We start from the raw sequence: 17,790 nt of genomic DNA on the forward strand, positions 1-17,790 counted from the left end.
AAGTCCCGGACCAGGGGCAAGAACACTGCCCCGGCGGGCACCGGTGGTGGGCCGTGCGGCCCACCACGGTCAGCGGCCCAGGTGTCGGGTGCTCAGTTGCCGGGCAGCCACGGTCCGAACTCGCTCTCCAGCACCAGGCGGCCGAGTTTGCGGTACTCCTGCGCCACCGCCGACACCAGCTGGGCCATCTCCAGCGGTCGGCCGGTACCGGCGGCCAGGTAGGCGGCGGTCACCGCGCAGGAGCGGATCGAGCCGCCGGCGAGCTCGAAGCGGCGCGCGCAGAACGCCAGGTCGAGGTCGTCCGCGCGGGGGATCCGCGAGCCCAGGCAGCGGTCCCACAGGGCGTGGCGCTGTGCCTCGTCGGGCACCGGGAACTCGGCGATGACGTCCAGGCGCCGGGTGAACGCCTCGTCGAGGTTGGCCCGCAGGTTGGTCGTCAGCACCGCGATCCCGTCGAAGGACTCCATCCGCTGCAGCAGGTAGGCCGACTCCACGTTGGCATGGCGGTCGTGGGCGTCCTTGACCTGCGAGCGCTTGCCGAAGATCGCGTCCGCCTCGTCGAACAGCAGGACCCCGTTGACCTGGGAGGCCTCGGTGAAGATCCGCTCCAGGTTCTTCTCCGTCTCGCCGATGTACTTGTCCACCACGCTGGACAGGTCCACGACGTACAGCTCCATGCCGAGTTCGGCGGCGACCACCTCGGCCGACATCGTCTTGCCGGTGCCGGACTCGCCGGCGAACAGCGCGATCACCCCGCGTCCGCGGCCACCGCCCGGCCGCATCCGCCACTGGCCGAGCACCTGGTCGCGGTGCCTGGCGCGCAGGGAGAGTTCGCGCAGTTGGCGCGAGGTGGCGTCGGGCAGCACCAGGTCCGCCCAGCCGACCGCGGGCTCGATCCGACGGGCGAGCCGGGCGAGTCCGGCCCCGTTCTGCGCGCGCACCGCGGCCCGCAGATCGTCGGCGTGCACCGGGCGCCGCTCGGCCGCCGCCGTCCGGGCCGCCACGGTGGCGGCCCGGGCCAGCTGGTCCTCGTCCAGCCGGTAGGGGGCGAGGGCCTCGGCCAGTTCCGCGCCAGGCGCCCCGCTCACCTCGCCGTCCAGCTCACCGCCCACCTCACCAGCCAGCTCACCGCCCGGTGCTCCGCTGACCGCGCGTGCCCATCGCTCGGCGCGCCGGCGCGGGTCCGGTGGCGGCAGCACGAGGACCACCGGGCTCTCCGCCGCCCAGTGTGGATCCCACGCCAGGCTGCCGTGCACGACCAGCGGCACCCCGGCGAGCCGGGCGCACAGCTCGCGCAACAGCTGTGCCCGCTCGGGGCGTTCGGGCGCCAGCTGGTCCAGCGGGCCGAGCACCACCCCGCCGCCGGTCAGCCGCGCCTCCCGGACCAGCGGGACGAGCGCGCGCACGGCCTCGTCCGCGGGGCGGGCGGCGAGCGCGGTGACGTCGACGACCAGCGGCCGCCGCCCGCTGCCCGCGAGGGCGGCGGCGCTCAGCGGTCCGGCGGTGCCGCCCTGGTCCAGCAGGTAGACCAGTCCGCTGCCGGTCGCCGCGGCGGCGCACAGGCGGCGGGCCGGCTCCGTCAGTGCCTCGGCGGCAGCGTCGGCGGCGGCGTCGGGGTCGGGGTCGGTGTCGGTGTCGGGGTCGGGGTCGACCCGGCCGGGTCGCACCAGCCCGCGCAACGCGCCGTCGACCTCGTCGTCACCGAGCAGCTGGGCCGTCACCCGGTCGGGGACCCGCAGGCCCCGGGAGAGCAGTGGGCGGTCCGGCTCGGTGATCTCCAGGAGTCCGCCGGCGATCAGCGGGGCCTGTGCGGTGAAGCGGAACCGGCCGGGGCCGGCTCCCGGCAGTCCGCACAGTTCGAGCGCCAGCCCGATGGTCGGCCGGCGCAGGGTCAGGTCGTCGTTGAGGTAGCCGTAGAGCCGTTCGAAGCGGATGTCGAGGTCGGGGGCGAGCGCCACCAGCAGGAGTTCGAGGTCGATCGGGAGCAGGCCGAAGGCCTCGGTGAGCCGCCGCGTCCGCGACCCGGGCGGCGGCGCCGGCAACTCGCCCAGGCCACTGCCCGCGTGGCCCGCCAGCGCGGAGGCCGCCAGGATCCGCTCCACCGCCTCCGGGGTGAGGTACTGGCCGCGGTACGGGTCCTCCGGATCCGGATCGCCGGCCCGGCGCTCGCGGACCGCGGCCCGGATCCGCTGTTCCAGGCGGCCCAGCCGCTCCCACAGATGATCGTGGCCGGCCGCGGGCGCGCTCCTGGCCGCTGCCAGGTCGAGGCTCATCGCGCCGGGCCGCCGCGCCGGCGGCGCGCGGGCGGCAGCGGACGGTCCCGGGGCGCCGCGAAGCCGTGCGAGCCGGGGTCCGTGCCGTCGCGGTAGCGCAGCCGGCGGCCGGGGCCCTGCGCCCGGCCCTCCTCCGCCCCCTCACCCGTTCCCTCGCCCACCGCGGTGCTGTCGGTGGCGTGCACCACGAGCCCCTCGGTCACCGGCGGCCCCGCGGGTCCGCGCTCGCCGGACAGCGGGGCGAGCACCCGCAGATCGATCGAGGGCTTCAACTCCCCGCCGAGGGCGGACCACACGTCGGAGACCGACGGCGGGCCCGCGTCGGCCCCGCCGGTGTCGAGCCCGACGGTGAGGCCGAGCTCGGCGAGCGTCCCGGTGAGCAGCCGGGCAGGCAGCGCGTCCACCGCCGTCAGGCAGTGCAGCGCCTCCGCCAGCAGCCGGTGCTCGTCCTGCGGCCGGCCGGCCCACGCCGTCACCAGGTAGGAGAGCTCGAACCAGCGGGGTGCGGCGCGCCAGGCCACCACCATGCCGTCGGCGTCGTGCTCGGCGGCGGCGCCGGTCTGCCGACGGGTCGCCTCCTCGCGGATGCCGTAGAGGAAGACGCTGACCGTCGGGGTGTTGCGGCGAGCGGCCCAGTCCCGGGTGGGCGAGTCGAAGACCACCTCCACCCCGCGCTCCGGCAGGCCGCTCTCGGCCAGCAGCAGCCGCAGCGCCTCGTCGACCTCGTGGATCACCGCCGCTCCACCTCCTCCGGCGGGCCGATGCTGCCGGCCACCACCAGGAAGGGGCAGTTCACCGGGGAGAACCCGGGGCCGCTGGCGGTGATGGTGCGCGGCCCGGTCTGGTCCTTGGGGAGGATGAGCAGCTGGCCCGCGAAGGTCCCGTCGGCGGCGGGGACGGTGGGTGCCGCGGCGGCGGTGATGCCGGGCTGCCAGACGAAGGTGACCGGCACGCCCGGCGGGAAGTCCTGGCCGCGTACGGAGGTCACGAAGCCGGGCTTGCCGATCGGCGGCACCGCGACGATACGCGGCTGCAGGATCCGCAGCGGGGTCCTCGCCACGTGGTCCCCCGGGTCGGCGTCCGTGCCGGTGGTGGTCAGGACCGCGGTGATGGTGGCCTGCAGGGCGGCGTTCGGCGAGAGCACCACCTGCACGACCTCGCTCCCGCCCGGGGACAGGTCGCCCAGCGCGCAGGACCCGTTCGCGCAGCCGGGCGGCAGCGGCTCGGTGGGCACCCCGGCGGGCAGGCCGAGCGACAGGCTCAGCCCGGTGGCGAGCGCCTGGCCGTCGTTGCGCACGGTGTAGCCGACCGTCACATGGCCGCCGACGTAGCCGGGGTTCGGCTGGGCCCCGACCGAGACGCCCGGTCCGGCCTTCGGCGCGGGCCCCGGCTGCTGCTTCGGCGTCGGGGCGGGAGGCGTCGGGGACGGCGGTGCCGGCCGTGAGGCGGGCGGGGAGGTGACCGGCGGGGGCGTGCTGGGCGGGGGCGTGCTGGGCGGGGGCGTGCTGGCCGGCGGGGACGAGGGCGGCGGCGCGGCCACCACCGGCACGACGGTCTGCGCCGCGTTGTCGCCGGGGTTGGGGTCGACCACCGAGCCGGCCACGCTCCAGCCGAACTGCTGCCCGCCCACCAGGGTGCCGACCACCGTGGCGGTCAGCTGGACGCGGGCGCCCGGGGCCAGGGTGCCGAGGTCGCACCGCAGCGCCGTGGCGTCGCACTGCCCGGCCGTGGCCGTCAGCCCGCCGAGCCGGGCGCCGCCGGGCACCGAGACGGTGAACACGGTGCCCGGCGAGGGTGCGGGCCCATGGTTGGTCACGGTGATCGCCACCTTGGTGCTGCCGCCGGGAACGATCGCGGGCGTGGTGGCCGGCGCGCTGAGCGACAGGTCGACCGACTGCTGGATGTTCGGCTCCTTCTGACGTCCCGGCAGGTTCCAGTCGAGGGGGGTGAGTTTGGCGGTCGCGAGGTCGTAGACGGACAGTCCTTCCGGCGAGTTGGGCGCGAGCGCCCGGCGGGAGGTCAGCACCAGCTGTGAGCCGTCGGCCGTCCAGGCGGCGTCGCGGGGCTGGAAGGGGCCGGTGGTGGAGGTGTCCGGCAGCGGGCGGGTGCAGGCGTTCGGGTCCTTGCCGAGGCCCGCGGGCAGGATCACCGTGCAGCCGCTGCCGGTCGGCGAGGTGACCAGGATGCCGTCGCGTTGGTCGACCGCGCCGTTGCCGCTCTTGCGGTTGAAGGCGACCTGGTTGCCGTCCGGCGAGAAGGCGGGGCTGTCGTCGATGACGGCGCAGCCGGCCGGGCAGGCGGCCGCGGACAGGTCGGTCTGCTCGTCGAGTGCGCCGACGGGCACCGTCCACACGTGCTTGTTGGCGCCGTTGCCGTCGATCACCTCGGTCCGGGTGAAGGCGATCGTCCGGCCGTCCGGGGACCAGGTGGGCTGGGCCTCGGAGGTCGCCTGCTGCGCGGCGGGCGGCTCGATGGTGCCGACGATCGCGCCGGTCGCCACCTGGGCGATCACCACCCGGCCCGGCCCGGAGGCGGCGCCGATGCCGCCGGGCGAGGTCCGGGTGAAGGCGATCAGCTTGCCGTCCGGCGAGATCTCCGGGTCGGTGTCCCAGTCGTTCGGCCCGCGCCCGGCGAGGTTCATCGGCTGCGGATCGGACCCGTCGGCCCCCATCAGCCAGATCCGCTCGATCCGGCCTGCCGGCGAGTCCTCGAAGCGGGTCAGCACGATCTGCCGGCCGTCCGGGGTGTAGCCCTGCCGCTCGAACCACGGGTCGTAGCCTGGCCGGGGGTTGAAGAGCGGGTCGGAGCCGGGGTCGGTGTTGGTGTCGGCCGCCGGGTCCTCGCGGAGCACGCTGACGCCCAGGTCGCGTGGGTCGGTTCCGTCGGGGCGCACGTCCTCCACGTCGGCCACGTTCGCGGCCGAGGCGCTGGTCTGCTCCACCACCGGCCCGCCGTCGCTCTGGGTGCCCAGCCAGGTCGGGGTCCGGAGCAGCCGGTCGTCGCTGTAGAGGGACTGGGGCGGGGTGCAGGAGCAGGTCGGCGCCCGGTACACGTGCTGGATCGTGGTCAGGGTGCCGTCGGACTGGTTGGGGCTCAGGAAGAGCACCCCGCTGCCGTCGGGCAGCCAGGCGGCCGATCCGGTCTGCCAGGTGGAGCCGGTGCCGGGGAAGAACGCCTTGTCGGTGCCGGTGGGCGAGGTGAGCCTCAGCTGGGGGCCCACCGTGCCGCCCTGGTCCCAGGTGTAGACGATCTGCTGGCCGTGGGCGTCGTCGTTCACCGGGTTCCAGGCCGGGTCGAGGGCGCTGCCGGTGGTGACGTCGGTGATCCGCCGCGAGGCGCCGCCGGCCAGCGGCATCACGTAGAGCTGGGTGTGCGCCGGGTCGGCGTCGCAGGTGTAGGCGACCCAGGTGCCGTCGGGCGAGACGGTCGGGTGGGTCTCGTTGGAGCTGGTGTCGGTCAGCCTGCGCAGTCCGGTGCCGTCGGTGTTCACCACCCACAGGTCCCGCTGCGAGGCGCCGTTGATGCCGCCGGGCTCCAGCGCGTCGAACACCACGGACTTGCCGTCGGGGGTCAGCGTCGGGTCGGCGGTGTCCATGCCGGTGGTGAGTTCGCGCACCGCGCCGGTGGCGTCGCGCAGGTAGACCTGGGGCAGCGGGCTGTCCCGCAGGCTGGTGAAGACCAGCTGGTCGCCGCGGGCCGAGGGGTCCACGTCGAAGTGGGCGGGTCCGGGGCCGAACAGCGGCGTGGTCGAGGCCGGGCCGGTCACCCGCGCCAGGCTGCGGTGGTCCGTGCCGGCGTAGACGATCCGCGTCTCGGCGGTGGCGCTGCCCGCGGCGGCCGGGCGCGCTGCCCCGCCCGGCCCGTCGGAGTTGGCGGTGCCCAGCGTCAGGACGACCGCGGCCAGGCAGAGCAGGGCCGCGACGGCGGCTCGCGCCGACCGCCGCACGGAGCGGGGACTTGCGGGGGCGCCGATCACGCTCAACCTCACAGACCGAGAAGGGCGGTGCTCCCGGCAGTCTCCCCGGCCCGGGCCGCCGGGGGCAGAGCCCACCGGCCCGAGCCGGGGGTAGCCACCGGTGTCCCCGAAGGGCAACCGGCCGCCGCCCCGGCCTGCCCGGAGCGGAGCCGGGCAGGCCGGAGCCGGCTCTAGATGAGCCCGTGGCGCATCGCGTACCCCACCGCGTGGGCGCGGTTGCGCAGCCCCAGCCGCGTGATGATCTCGTGCAGCACGTTCTTGACCGTGCGTTCGGAGTAGGAGGTCTGCACGGCGATCTCGGCGGTGTCCAGGCCGTCGGCCACCAGCCGGAGCATCTCCGCCTCCCGGGCGGTGAGGGTCGACAGGCTCAGGCCGCGCGGGTCCAGCATCGTGCGCTGCAGGCTGCCGACCCGGTCGAGCAGCGTGCCCAGCAGGTCCCCGGGCATCACGCCCTCGCCGTTGGCGAGGGCGGTGATGAGGTGCACGAGCCGGTCCTGGTCGGCCTCCGAGCGGCGCAGCACGGCGGTGACGCCGCATTCGATGATGGTCTGCAGCCCGCCGGCCTCGAAGTGGCCCACCACCAGCCCGGTGCGGCTCTGCGTGCCGCGGCGCAGCGTGCGCAGCCGTTCGGCCACGGCGTCGTTCAGGACGTCGACCACCATCAGCGAGACCCGCGCCTTCGCGGCCTCGCCCTCGCCGAGCAGCTCCACTTCCGGGCGCTGCCTCAACTGCTGGACCACGCCGGTGTGCAGGATGATGTCCTCCGCGAACACCGCCACCGGCACCCGGCCGGGCTTGACCCGTATCCCCTCGGGTTCGGCCCCGGTGGGTGTCCCGGCCCTTGCGGGCAGCGGAGCGCGGGCGAACCGTGGTGCCACCGCCGCTTCTTGGGTTGTCTCGATCGACGTCATGAACGGATCCGTTCTACTCCTGGCGCGCCAATGGACGTGTGGTACTGATGGCCGGGCCGCCACGTCACGGCGCCGGCCCCGCGCACTGCCGGGACGTGGATCTGTTCTCCCGGGCAAGGCGGCTGCCCGCTCCTTGCCCGCACGTCCCTCTCCGCCGGCGGCTCGGCGGTCCTACCGTCGCGCTATGACCACATCCGCCGAACTCGGCCTTCCCGCACTGACGGTGTCGCCCGGAGGCGTGGTGACCACGACCCTGACGGTCCGCAACGGGACCGACATCGTCGAGGCCTACTCGCTGGAGGTGGTCGGGGACTGTGCCCCGTGGACGACGGTCGAGCCGGCCCGGGTCTCGCTCTATCCGGGGACCTCCGAGACGGTGACGGTGCGGCTGGCCCCGCCCCGCTCCCCCGAGGTGCGCGCGGGTGATTTCCCGCTCGGCATCCGGGTGCTGCCCGCCGAGCGGCCCGAGTTGGTGACGGTTCCCGAGACCACGGTGACCGTCACGCCCTTCCACGAGCTGCAGGCCGAACTCACGCCCCGGCGCCGCCGCGGCTGGCTGCGTGCGCGCTATCGCGCCGCGGTGCGGAACCTGGGCAACGCGCCGAGTGCCGTCACCTTCTCCCCCGCGCAGGCGGGCGAGGACCTGCGCTTCGGGGTCACCCCGGACCGGCTGCGCCTGCAACCCGGGGAGTCGGCCGAGGTCCGGGTGCGGGTCCGTGCGCGCCGGCTGATCTGGTTCGGCAAACCGGCCAGTTGGCCCTTCGAGGTCGCCGTCGGGCGGCCGGAGGGCGCCGAGGAGCCGGGCGCGGCGCAGCCGGGCAGCCCGCAGCCGGCCGCACAGTCGGCCGCACAGCCCACCGCCGCCCGGCCCGGCCCGGCACAGGCCGCGGGGCAACGCCAACAGCTGCCCGGCGAGTTCGTCCAGCTCCCGATCCTGCCCAAGTGGCTGCTCGCCCTCCTCGCGGCGCTGATCGCCCTGCTGCTGGCCTGGTTCGCCCTGGTGCGGCCCGCGGTGCGCAGCTCCGCCAAACAGGCCGCGCAGCAGGTCGTCGACCAGCGGACCGCCACGCCCAGCCCGCCCCCCTCCGTGAGTCCGCCCACACCGGGCCAGAGCGGTGGGGCGAGCGGCGGCCAGGGCCAGCCGGGCGGCGGCCGGCCGAGTACCGCGCAGCAGGGCGGCAGCGGTGGCGGCGGTGACGGCTCCGGCCGGGCGGTGCCGGGCACCGGCCAGCAGAGCTCCGCCACCATCGACGTGCAGACGGCGGGCGGCGCCGCCGCGGTGGGCAGCTACCAGGTGCCGGCCGGCAAGGTCCTCGGCATCACCGACATCGTCGTCGCCAACTTCCAGGGCGACCAAGGGTTGTTGACCATCAAGTTCGGCGACCAGACGATCACGACCATCGCACTGGAGACCTTCCGCAACCAGGACTACCACTGGGTGACTCCCATCGAGGTCACCGAGAACCAGACGGTGACAGCGAGCGTGACCTGCCAGGAGCCGGGCACTCCGGCCTCGGGGAAGCAGGCCTCCCAGTGCCACGAACTGCTCAACGTCAGCGGGGAGCTCAGCGATCTCAAGCACTGATGTCCCCCGGCTGCCTCGCAGAAGTCACCCGGCCCCCTTCGCCGCGGTGAACCGGTTCAGTTCTGCCATCACCACTCCCCTCCCACCCCTTTCCTACACCGTGCCCTTGTCAAGAGAGCTGCCCGCCATGGCCGGTTCGGGAAGTCGTCGGCGGCATCGCGGGACGACAGGAGGACACCGAAGGCCCAGCCAGTGACCTGAGTGGCACTCATATCCTAGGGCGGTCAAGAGATATCAGTGTTTTCCGGACAGCCGGAAGACGGCCTGTTCCCTCATCCGTCCACGATCGAGACACCGACCGGACACGATGTCCCTGCGGGGGCACGCGAAATCCCGCCGGTTTACCCGCCCAGGGCAGCCCGGGTGCCCCTTCCGACCAGTGAAGTATGCCCTGACGCACCGCCGCTGGCGTCGTCCCGGCCGGGACGACGCCAGCGGCGTCACTGTGATCGGTGCGGTCGGTGCGGTCAGCCGACGACGGTCAGGCGACGACGGTCAGGCGGCGCTCGCCGGGGTGGTGGTCGAGCTCCTCCTCCAGCTTCTCGCCCTCGATGTCGGGGTCGGGGACCAGCCGGGCGTACCAGCGCGGGTGGTACCAGATCCGCTCGCCGAGGATCGTCATGACGGCGGGCACCAGGGCGAGCCGGACCACGAAGGCGTCCACCAGGAAGACCGGCAGCGCCGCGGAGAGCTTGGCGGAGATGTCGATGTCAGGAACGGGATGCCGACCACCGCGAGGCCGCACAGCGCGATGATGACGCTCAGTCCGGCGAAGACCACCGAACTGCCCGCCGTCCCGGCGGCCCGCCCGGCGGCCTCCTCGGGGCGGCGCCCGGCCAGCAGGTTGGTGCGGTGCCGGGAGAGGATGAACAGCGCGTAGTCGATGGCGCAGGAGAGCCCCAGCATGCCGGCCACCGAGGTCGCCGACGCGGTCGCGGTGGGCGGCCCGGCCTTCGCGGCCGAGGTGGGGCTGCCGCCGGAGCACCCGCTGACCGACGTCATCAGCGCCGCGGCCGGCGCGGCCATCGCCAAGTACCTGACCGCCGGCCCCGATCCGCAGCTGCACGGCCCGTTCATGGCCTGCCTGCGCGCCATCACGACCGCGGCCTGCTGAGCCGAGGCAGTTGAGGCGGCTGAGGCGGCTGAGGCGGCCAGGGCCTGTCCGGCAGGATCCGCCGGACAGGCCCTGGCCGCCGGTTCGGTCAGCTGCCGAACGGCGCCGGGTAGCGGACGGTGCCGGCCGGCAGCGGCTGGGCGTCGTCCAGCGTCAGGGCCATCAGTGCCTCGTCGGGCACCTCGAAGCCGACGCGGATGCCGTGCGCACTGGCGCGCTCGAAGCCGAAGCGCGGGTAGTACGCCGGGTGCCCGAGGACGACGACGTGGTGCTCGCCCAGCGCCGCGGCCGCCGCGAGCGCGGCCCGCACGGCCGCGGAGCCGGCGCCGGTGCGCTGCCGTGCGGGCAGCACCGAGACGGGGGCCAGACAGAGCGCGGCCCGGTCACCGATGTGACAGCGGGTCAGCAGCGCGTGGCCGGCAAGGGCGCCGTGCTCGTCGGTGCTGACCAGGGAGAGCCCCTCGATCCAGCAGGCGTCGGCCCGCAGCGCGTCGACGAGGTCGGCCTCCGCGGCGGTGTCGAAGGCCGCGAGGGTGACGGCACGGATGGCGGGGATGTCGGCCGGGGTCTCGGCACGGGTGATCCACTGGTGATGGGTACGCATGACGGGATGAACGTCCGTTTCATGGTCGGGTTCGTGCAAGGAAGGGCCTCGCGAGCTCACGCTCTCGGCAAGGCGGGGAAAGGGCGGGTCAGACCCTCGCCCGGGACGTGAGGGCGGTCCGGGCGCTGCGCGACGCAGTGGCCTCATGCGCGGTCATCAACCCCACCTCCCTTCCTGTCCTCGACCTCGATCACCACGAACCCCGCCAAGCTAGCACGACACCGGACTCAGCCGTCCGGACGTACTGCGATCCGGTGGTGAGTCGAGCGGCAGGTGTCAGCCGGACCGGCGCGTGGAAGGGGGGACGGGGTGTGTTCGGCGAGCCGCAGGAGCGGACAGGACAGGGAGCAGGGAGGAGGTGAGCCGCCGTCGCGAAACCCGTCGGTCGCCGCGTCAGGGACCTGAGCCGAGAGATCAAGACGCTGGCACAGGACGTGTGGCGCAGCGGGCAGGAGATCGAGCTGCTGCACCGCTCGATGGCCTTCGCCGCGCTGTTCTTCGTCACGCTCGTTCCGCTGCTGGTGGTGGTCGCCGCGGCGTTTCCGAGCCGGGGCAGCGGTATCGCGGACTGGATCAACGAGGGTCTCGCGCTGTCCGGCCGTTCGGCCAAGGCCGTGGGCGAGCAGTTCGCCTCCAAGAGCGAGGTCCTCAACACCACCACCGCGCTGAGCCTGGCCGCGCTCGCCGTGTTCGGCATCTCGCTGATGGCCGCCGTCCAGCGGACCTACGAGCGGATCTGGAACCTGCGCCCCGGCGCCTGGCACGCCGTATGGCGCCAGGTGATCGGGCTGGCCGGACTGATCGCCGTCATCCTGCTCACCACCTGGCACGGCCTGCTCCCGCACGATGCCACCGCCGCCTCGGTGCTGCGGGTCGGGCTGAGCGTCTGCGGAGGGGTGCTCTACTTCTGGTGGTTGCAGCACCTGCTGCTGGCCTCCCGGGTGGCCTGGTCGGCCCTGTTTCCCGGAGCGATCGCGACGGTGGCCGCCTTCGCCGGGCTCCGGGTCTTCTCCCAGCTGGTCTTCGCGCCGCTCATCGTCTCCAACGCGGTCTCCTACGGCGCGGTCGGGTCCGTGCTGGTCGTGCAGTCCTGGCTGATCGGTGTCGGCTACACCGTGTACGCCGGTGCGATGGTCGGCCGCGTCAGCCGCGACGACCGGTCGCGCGAGGACCGGCCGCACCAGGACGAGGCGCACGAGGATCCGTGAGGTCGGGCCGGAAGAGGTCGGGCCGTAAGTCGAGGTCCTCGACGAGTACCGCGCCGCCGAGCTCACCGGCTGAGGACCGGCCCGACCGGCCCGACCGGCTCCCCCGTCAGGCGCCGACGTAGGCCGCCAGGTGCTCGCCGGTGAGGGTGGTGCGGGCGGCGACCAGGTCGGCGGGGGTGCCCTCGAAGACGACCCGGCCGCCGTCGTGGCCGGCGCCGGGGCCCAGGTCGATGATCCAGTCGGCGTGCGCCATGACCGCCTGGTGGTGCTCGATGACGATCACCGACTTGCCGGAGTCGACGATCCGGTCGAGCAGGCCGAGCAGCTGCTCGACGTCGGCGAGGTGCAGGCCGCTGGTCGGCTCGTCGAGGACGTAGACGCCGCCCTTGTCGGCCATGTGGGTGGCCAGCTTGAGGCGCTGGCGCTCGCCGCCGGAGAGCGTGGTGAGCGGCTGGCCGAGGCTGAGGTAGCCCAGGCCGACGTCGGCGAGCCGGGTGAGGACGGCGTGCGCGGCCGGCGTGCGGGCCGCACCGGTACCGAAGAACTCCTCGGCCTCGGTCACCGACATCGCGAGCACCTCGCTGATGTCGCGCCCGCCGAGGTGGTACTCCAGCACCGAGGCGTCGAACCGCTTGCCCTCGCACTCCTCGCAGGTGCTGGCCACGCCGGCCATCATCGCCAGGTCGGTGTAGACGACGCCGGCGCCGTTGCAGGTGGGGCAGGCGCCTTCGGAGTTGGCGCTGAACAGGGCCGGCTTGACGCTGTTGGCCTTGGCGAAGGCCTTGCGGATCGGGTCGAGCAGCCCGGTGTAGGTCGCCGGGTTGCTGCGCCGCGAGCCGCGGATCGCGCTCTGGTCGATCGAGACCACGTCCAGCTCGCCCGCGCCGGGCAGTGAGCCGTGCACCAGCGAGCTCTTGCCGGAGCCCGCGACGCCGGTGACCACCGCCAGCACGCCGAGCGGGATGTCGACGTCGACGTCGCGCAGGTTGTTCCTCGACGCGCCGCGGATCGGCAGCTTTCCGGTGGGCGTGCGCACCGTCTCCTTGAGGGTGGCCCGGTCGTCGAAGTGGCGCCCGGTGATGGTGCCGCTGGCCCGCAGCCCCGCCACGGTGCCCTCGAAGCAGACGGTGCCGCCGCCCGTGCCGGCGCCGGGGCCGAGGTCGACCACGTGGTCGGCGATCGCGATCACCTCGGGCTTGTGCTCCACCACGAGCACCGTGTTGCCCTTGTCCCGCAGGCGCAGCAGCAGGTTGTTCATCCGCTGGATGTCGTGCGGGTGCAGGCCCGTGGTGGGCTCGTCGAAGACATAGGTGACGTCGGTGAGCGAGGAGCCGAGGTGGCGGATCATCTTGACGCGCTGCGCCTCGCCGCCGGACAGGGTGCCGGCGGGGCGGTCGAGTGCGAGGTAGCCCAGCCCGATCTCCGTGAACGACTCCAGGCTCTGCCCCAGCGCCGTGAGCAGCGGCGCCACCGAGGGCTCCTTGAGGCCGCGCACCCAGGCGGCCAGGTCGCTGATCTGCATGGCGCAGGCGTCGGCGATGCTGATGCCCTTGATCTTCGAGGACCGGGCCCCCTCGCTGAGCCGGGTGCCCTCGCACTCAGGACAGGTGGTGAAGGTGACCGCCCGCTCGACAAAGGCGCGGATGTGCGGCTGCAGCGCCTCCTTGTCCTTGGAGAGCATCGACTTCTGGAGCTTGGGGATCAGCCCCTCGTAGGTGAGGTTGACGCCCTCGACCTTCACCTTGGTCGGCTCCCGGTAGAGGAAGTCGTGCATCTCCTTCTTGGTGAACTTGCGGATCGGCTTGTTCGGATCGAGCAGGCCCGACTCGGCGTAGACCCGCACCGTCCAGAAGCTGTCGGACTTCCAGCCGGGGATGGTGAAGGCGCCCTCGGCGAGCGACTTGGCGTCGTCGTAGAGCTGGCTGAGGTCGATGTCGGTGACCGAGCCGCGGCCCTCGCAGCGCGGGCACATGCCGCCGGTGCGGTTGAAGGTCGCCTTCACGGCCTTCGTGGCGGCGCCCCGTGCCACGGTGATCGCACCGCTGGCGTGCACCGAGGGGACGTTGAAGGCGTACGCGCTGGGCGGGCCGAGATGCGGGCGCCCGAGCCGGCTGAACAGGATGCGCAGCATCGCGTTGGCGTCGGTGGCGGTGCCGACCGTGGAGCGGGGGTCGGCGCCCAGGCGCTGCTGGTCGACGATGATCGCGGTGGTCAGCCCGTCGAGGACGTCGACCTCGGGCCGCGCCAGCGTCGGCATGAAGCCCTGCACGAAGGCACTGTAGGTCTCGTTGATCAGCCGCTGCGACTCCGCGGCGATGGTCTCGAACACCAGCGAGCTCTTGCCCGAGCCGGAGACACCGGTGAACACCGTCAGCCGGCGCTTGGGGAGTTCGAGGCTGACGTCCTTGAGGTTGTTCACCCGCGCGCCGTGCACCCGGATCAGGTCGTGGCTGTCGGCGCTGTGCGGTGCGGGCGACGTCTTCTCACGCTTGGTGTTCATGGTCTCTCACCCTACGGGCGGGGTCCGGGCTTGGCTTCTCCGTTCCTGACCGGTCGCGTGTGGATCTTGGCGAGGCAGGCCGGGAGGGCCGCGTCCGCCTCGTGGCCGCGGGCCCGGTAGGCGCTCGGGCTCTCGCCGACCAGCTCGGTGAAGCGGGAGCTGAACGATCCCAGCGAGGTGCAGCCGACCGCGAAGCAGACCTCGGTCACCGACAGGTCGCCGCGCCGCAACAGCGCCTTGGCGCGCTCGATCCGGCGGGTCATGAGGTAGCTGTAGGGCGTCTCGCCGAAGGCCGTGCGGAAGCTGCGGGAGAAGTGGCCCGGCGACATCAGGGCCACCCGCGCCAGCGCCGCGACGTCCAGCGGCTGCGCGTAGTCGCGGTCCATCAGGTCACGGGCCCGGCGCAGCCGGACCAGGTCCTCCAGTGTCACCCGTCCACCATCGCACAGCGCCGGCCCCGGACGGCGAGCCCGGTGGCTCACCAGCGGCGGCCGGCCTCGGGGACGAACCGGACCGGGGTGCCGGGCGGTGCCTGGGCCACCGCGGCCAGGGCCCCCTCGGGCACCACGCCGATCACGGGGTAGCCGCCAGTGGTCGGATGGTCGGCGAGGAAGACCACGGGACGGCCGTCGGGCGGGACCTGGACGGCGCCCAGCACCATGCCCTCGCTGGGCAGTTCCCGCTGGACGGCGCGCTCCAGCACCGGGCCCGCCAGGCGCAGGCCGATCCGGTTGCTGGCGGGCGAGACGTGGTAGTCGCTCGCCGCCAGGGTGGTCAGGGCCGCGGCGGTGAACCAGTCCTCGCGCGGGCCCAGCCGCAGCGGCAGCACCAGGCGCTCGGGCGGGGCCGCCCACGGCACCACGTCGGCGGCCGGCGGCGGGCCGGTGGGGCCGTCACCGAGCGGCAGCACGTCCTCGACGGCCAGCGGCGCCGGGCCCAGGCCGGAGAGCAGGTCGGTGGCGCGGCTGCCGAGCACGGGCTCGGTGCCGATCCCGCCGGCGAACGCCAGGTAGCTGCGCAGGCCCCGGGTGGCGGCGCCGGCCTCCAGCAGTGCGCCGGCGCCGAGCCGCAGCGGGGCGCCCCAGGCGGCGGGACGCCCGTCGACGCGCACCGCGCAGGGCGCTCCGGTGACGGCCGCGACCACCGGGCGGTGCACCCGCACCGCGCAGCCCAGCAGGGTGGTCTCCAGGGTGGCCGCCTGCTCGGGGTTGCCCACCAGGAGGTTGGCCAGCCGGTGGGCGCTCGGGTCCAGCGCCCCGGAGCGGGGGACGCCGAGGTGGGCGTGGCCGGGCCGGCCGAGGTCCTGAACGGTGGTCAGCAGGCCCGGGCGGACCATGGTCAGGCTCATCTCTGCTCCACGCTGACGAAGCGGACCCGGGTGCCCGGGGCGAACAGGGCGGCGGGCTCGCGGGCCGGGTCCCACAGCACGGCGTCGGTGCGGCCGATCAGCTGCCAGCCGCCCGGCGAGGAGCGCGGGTAGATGCCGGTGTAGGCCCCGGCCAGCGCGATCGCCCCGGCCGGGACGCTGGTGCGCGGCGCCGCCCGGCGCGGTACGTGGTAGCGCTGGTCGAGGCCGGTCAGGTAGCCGAAGCCGGGCGCGAATCCGCTGAAGGCCACCCGGTACTGCGCGGCGCTGTGGATCCGGGCGACCTCGTCCTCGCCGACCTGCCAGAGCGCGGCCACGGCCGGCAGGTCCTCGCCCTCGTAGCGCACCGGGATGGTGATGATCTCGCCGGCGCTGTCCGGCAGCGCCGGCACCCGCCGCCCGGCCAGCTGCCGGGCGAGGGCGCGCGGGTCGTCCAGGCCGTCGAGCAGCACGGTCCGGGCGGCCGGGACGATCTCCCTGACCCGGGGCAGCTGCCCGGCCTCGCGCATCCGCAGCAGCTCGGCGTGGAGGGCGGCGGTCTCCCCGGCGCTGTCGAGTTCGATCAGCAACGCGTCCAGGCCGACCGGCAGCGCCCTCATGCGAACGCCTCGATCCGGACGCCGGCGCCGTGCAGCGCGGCCCGCACCGCGTGGGCGAGTTCGGCCGCGCCGGGGGTGTCGCCGTGCAGGCAGAGCGAGCGGGCCCGCAGCCGGATCCGGCCGCCGGTGTGCGTGGTGACGGGTTCGCCCCGGGCGATGGCCACCGAGCGCCGGGCCACCTCGCCGGGATCGTGCAGCACCGAGCCCACCTCGCGGCGGGAGACCAGGGTGCCCTGCGGGGTGTACGCGCGGTCGGCGAACGCCTCGGTGACGGTGGGCAGTCCGGCCTGCTCCGCGGCCAGGTGCAGCCGGGAGCCGGGCAGGCCGAGGACGGGGAGCGTCAGGCCGGCCAGCCGCAGGCCCTCGACGACGGCCGCGGCCTGCCCCTCGTCGTGGACGGTGCGGTTGTAGAGCGCGCCGTGCGGCTTGACGTAGCGGACCCGGGTCCCGGCCGCCTTGGCGAAGGTGTCCAGGGCGCCGATCTGGTAGGCGACTTCGTCGGCCAGCTCGTCCAGCGGCAGGTCCATCGCGCGGCGGCCGAAGCCGGCCAGGTCCCGGTAGGAGACGTGCGCGCCGATCCGCACCGAGCGCTCGGCGGCCATCGCGCAGACCCGCCGCATGGTGGAGGGGTCGCCGGCGTGGAAGCCGCAGGCGATGTTGGCGCTGGTGACCACCGAGAGCAGCGCCTCGTCGTCGGTGAGCCGCCAGCGGCCGAAGCCCTCGCCCAGGTCGGCGTTGAGGTCGATCACCGCTGCCCCGGGCGCCTGCGACCCAGGTGCCGCTGCCCCGGGCGCCTGCGACCTGGGCACCCCGGGCACTGCCCCGGCGTTCACTGGCCGGCCTGCGTCATGGCGGTCACGATCACCTTCCGGGCCTCGTCCAGATACCGGGTCAGTTCCACTTCCACGTCGTCGGTGGCGCCCGACTCCAGCAACCCGGCCAGCGCCTGGTTCCAGCGCAGGAACGGCTCGTGCAGGCCCCGGGCGTCGGCCACGGCGCCGAAGGCCAGGCGCAGTTCGGCCAGCAGCCGGGCCATGCACTCGTCGATCCGCTCGCTGCCGGCGAGCGCGGCGACGGCCTGGTGGAAGCGCAGGTCAGCGGTGCCGACCGCGACCCAGTCGCCGCGCTGCTCGGCCGCCTCGGCGGTGGCCAGCGCGCCGCGCACGGCGCCGAGCAGCTCGGGTGCGGCGTGCGGCGCGGTCCGGACGCCGACCACTTCCAGGGCCAGGCGCAGGGTGAAGATGTCGGTGACGTCCGCGGGCCGCAGCACCCGGACGAAGACTCCGCGGTTCAACTCGTGGACCAGCAGGCGCTGGTCGACGAGCAGCCGGAAGGCCTCGCGCAGCGTGTTGCGGGAGACCGCGAGGGCCTCGCCGAGTGCCTCCTCGGAGAGCCTGGTGCCGGGGGCGAGGCGGCCTTCGGTGATGTGCTCGCAGAGCAGTTCGGCCACGCGCTGTGCCGCGCTGGTGCGCCCCAGGCGCCCGCGATCGGCCGCGATGGCGCTGAACTCCCCGGTCGTCGCCCGTTCCTCCGAGACCACGGCGGCCCTCCTTTCTGATCATGTATCCCGATCCAACACCGCCGTGGAGCGGGCCGCTGCGCGGCTCGGCCGGGCGTACCTCGGCCGGGCGCGGCGGCGCCCCGAGGCCCCGGC

15 protein-coding genes and 1 pseudogene are annotated in these 17,790 nt (G+C 74.3%); 3 read left to right on the top strand and 13 right to left on the bottom strand.

Annotated features, from left to right (window positions below):
- Nucleotides 1–92 precede the first annotated feature (92 nt).
- The 4 genes from ACFZB9_RS09105 to ACFZB9_RS09120 form a co-directional block, all read right to left on the bottom strand.
- Complete coding sequence (locus ACFZB9_RS09105; protein WP_391445098.1) at nucleotides 93–2,273, bottom strand: ATP-binding protein; 2,181 nt, start codon at nucleotides 2,271–2,273, stop codon at nucleotides 93–95.
- On the bottom strand, nucleotides 2,270–3,007 hold the full coding sequence (locus ACFZB9_RS09110; RefSeq protein WP_391445100.1) for a DUF4255 domain-containing protein: 738 nt from the start codon (nucleotides 3,005–3,007) through the stop codon (nucleotides 2,270–2,272). The genes ACFZB9_RS09105 and ACFZB9_RS09110 overlap by 4 nt, the downstream gene beginning before the upstream one ends.
- Nucleotides 3,004–6,219 carry a hypothetical protein gene (locus ACFZB9_RS09115; protein WP_391445102.1) on the bottom strand — a complete coding sequence of 1,072 codons (3,216 nt, stop codon included), beginning with the start codon at nucleotides 6,217–6,219 and terminating at the stop codon, nucleotides 3,004–3,006. The genes ACFZB9_RS09110 and ACFZB9_RS09115 overlap by 4 nt, the downstream gene beginning before the upstream one ends.
- Nucleotides 6,220–6,419: 200 nt before the next feature.
- Complete coding sequence (locus ACFZB9_RS09120) at nucleotides 6,420–7,160, bottom strand: LuxR C-terminal-related transcriptional regulator (protein ID WP_391445103.1); 741 nt, start codon at nucleotides 7,158–7,160, stop codon at nucleotides 6,420–6,422.
- A 184-nt stretch (nucleotides 7,161–7,344) separates the two neighbouring features.
- On the opposite strand from ACFZB9_RS09120, the gene ACFZB9_RS09125 reads away from it, so the two are divergent.
- On the top strand, nucleotides 7,345–8,745 hold the full coding sequence (locus ACFZB9_RS09125; RefSeq protein WP_391445105.1) for a hydrolytic protein: 1,401 nt from the start codon (nucleotides 7,345–7,347) through the stop codon (nucleotides 8,743–8,745).
- Between the two features lie 481 nt (nucleotides 8,746–9,226).
- Here ACFZB9_RS09125 and ACFZB9_RS09130 read toward each other — a convergent pair whose 3' ends face one another.
- Together ACFZB9_RS09130 and ACFZB9_RS09135 are read right to left on the bottom strand one after the other, a co-directional pair.
- Nucleotides 9,227–9,490: a hypothetical protein gene (locus ACFZB9_RS09130; protein ID WP_391445199.1), complete on the bottom strand. Its 264-nt coding sequence runs from the start codon at nucleotides 9,488–9,490 to the stop codon at nucleotides 9,227–9,229.
- A gap of 11 nt (nucleotides 9,491–9,501) precedes the next feature.
- Nucleotides 9,502–9,747 (bottom strand): annotated as a pseudogene (locus ACFZB9_RS09135) (MMPL family transporter); the annotation flags it as partial.
- Here ACFZB9_RS09135 and ACFZB9_RS09140 point away from each other — a divergent pair.
- Nucleotides 9,650–9,859, top strand: coding sequence for a hypothetical protein (locus ACFZB9_RS09140; protein ID WP_391445201.1), 210 nt, complete (start codon nucleotides 9,650–9,652; stop codon nucleotides 9,857–9,859). The pseudogene ACFZB9_RS09135 and the gene ACFZB9_RS09140 sit on opposite strands and share 98 nt — an antisense overlap.
- 88 nt (nucleotides 9,860–9,947) lie before the next feature.
- Here ACFZB9_RS09140 and ACFZB9_RS09145 read toward each other — a convergent pair whose 3' ends face one another.
- The gene (locus ACFZB9_RS09145; protein ID WP_391445107.1) at nucleotides 9,948–10,463 is read right to left on the bottom strand and encodes a GNAT family N-acetyltransferase; all 516 of its coding nucleotides are present in this window, start codon (nucleotides 10,461–10,463) and stop codon (nucleotides 9,948–9,950) included.
- Nucleotides 10,464–10,897: 434 nt separating this feature from the next.
- On the opposite strand from ACFZB9_RS09145, the gene ACFZB9_RS09150 reads away from it, so the two are divergent.
- Nucleotides 10,898–11,671, top strand: a complete 774-nt coding sequence (locus tag ACFZB9_RS09150; RefSeq protein WP_391445109.1) for a YhjD/YihY/BrkB family envelope integrity protein — start codon at nucleotides 10,898–10,900, stop codon at nucleotides 11,669–11,671.
- A 106-nt stretch (nucleotides 11,672–11,777) separates the two neighbouring features.
- Here the strand turns inward: ACFZB9_RS09150 and ACFZB9_RS09155 are convergent, their stop codons facing one another.
- The 6 genes from ACFZB9_RS09155 to ACFZB9_RS09180 all read right to left on the bottom strand — a co-directional run bounded on the left by ACFZB9_RS09155 (nucleotide 11,778) and on the right by ACFZB9_RS09180 (nucleotide 17,676).
- On the bottom strand, nucleotides 11,778–14,171 hold the full coding sequence (locus ACFZB9_RS09155) for an ATP-binding cassette domain-containing protein (RefSeq protein ID WP_391445111.1): 2,394 nt from the start codon (nucleotides 14,169–14,171) through the stop codon (nucleotides 11,778–11,780).
- Between the two features lie 11 nt (nucleotides 14,172–14,182).
- Nucleotides 14,183–14,602 carry a helix-turn-helix domain-containing protein gene (locus tag ACFZB9_RS09160; RefSeq protein ID WP_391445113.1) on the bottom strand — a complete coding sequence of 140 codons (420 nt, stop codon included), beginning with the start codon at nucleotides 14,600–14,602 and terminating at the stop codon, nucleotides 14,183–14,185.
- Between the two features lie 47 nt (nucleotides 14,603–14,649).
- Entirely contained in the window at nucleotides 14,650–15,519 is an 870-nt protein-coding gene (locus tag ACFZB9_RS09165) for a biotin-dependent carboxyltransferase family protein (RefSeq protein ID WP_391445115.1), read from the bottom strand.
- Nucleotides 15,516–16,136, bottom strand: coding sequence for an allophanate hydrolase subunit 1 (locus ACFZB9_RS09170; RefSeq protein WP_391445117.1), 621 nt, complete (start codon nucleotides 16,134–16,136; stop codon nucleotides 15,516–15,518). Before ACFZB9_RS09170 ends, ACFZB9_RS09165 begins: the two co-directional genes overlap by 4 nt.
- Complete coding sequence (locus ACFZB9_RS09175) at nucleotides 16,133–16,885, bottom strand: LamB/YcsF family protein (protein WP_391445119.1); 753 nt, start codon at nucleotides 16,883–16,885, stop codon at nucleotides 16,133–16,135. Before ACFZB9_RS09175 ends, ACFZB9_RS09170 begins: the two co-directional genes overlap by 4 nt.
- A gap of 80 nt (nucleotides 16,886–16,965) precedes the next feature.
- Nucleotides 16,966–17,676 (bottom strand): GntR family transcriptional regulator, encoded by a 711-nt coding sequence (locus ACFZB9_RS09180; protein WP_391445121.1) that lies wholly within the window; start codon nucleotides 17,674–17,676, stop codon nucleotides 16,966–16,968.
- Nucleotides 17,677–17,790 lie beyond the last annotated feature (114 nt).

The organism is Kitasatospora sp. NPDC008050, assembly GCF_042957465.1.
GTDB lineage: Bacteria > Actinomycetota > Actinomycetes > Streptomycetales > Streptomycetaceae > Kitasatospora.

Bases quoted from the DNA above. Each gene is read 5' to 3' on its own strand.
- ACFZB9_RS09105 (WP_391445098.1), bottom strand. From the start codon at position 2,273: ATGAGCCTCGACCTGGCAGCGGCCAGGAGCGCGCCCGCGGCCGGCCAC.
- ACFZB9_RS09120 (WP_391445103.1), bottom strand. From the start codon at position 7,160: ATGACGTCGATCGAGACAACCCAAGAAGCGGCGGTGGCACCACGGTTC.
- ACFZB9_RS09125 (WP_391445105.1), top strand. From the start codon at position 7,345: ATGACCACATCCGCCGAACTCGGCCTTCCCGCACTGACGGTGTCGCCC.
- ACFZB9_RS09140 (WP_391445201.1), top strand. From the start codon at position 9,650: ATGCCGGCCACCGAGGTCGCCGACGCGGTCGCGGTGGGCGGCCCGGCC.
- ACFZB9_RS09145 (WP_391445107.1), bottom strand. From the start codon at position 10,463: ATGCGTACCCATCACCAGTGGATCACCCGTGCCGAGACCCCGGCCGAC.
- ACFZB9_RS09155 (WP_391445111.1), bottom strand. From the start codon at position 14,171: ATGAACACCAAGCGTGAGAAGACGTCGCCCGCACCGCACAGCGCCGAC.
- ACFZB9_RS09165 (WP_391445115.1), bottom strand. From the start codon at position 15,519: ATGAGCCTGACCATGGTCCGCCCGGGCCTGCTGACCACCGTTCAGGAC.
- ACFZB9_RS09170 (WP_391445117.1), bottom strand. From the start codon at position 16,136: ATGAGGGCGCTGCCGGTCGGCCTGGACGCGTTGCTGATCGAACTCGAC.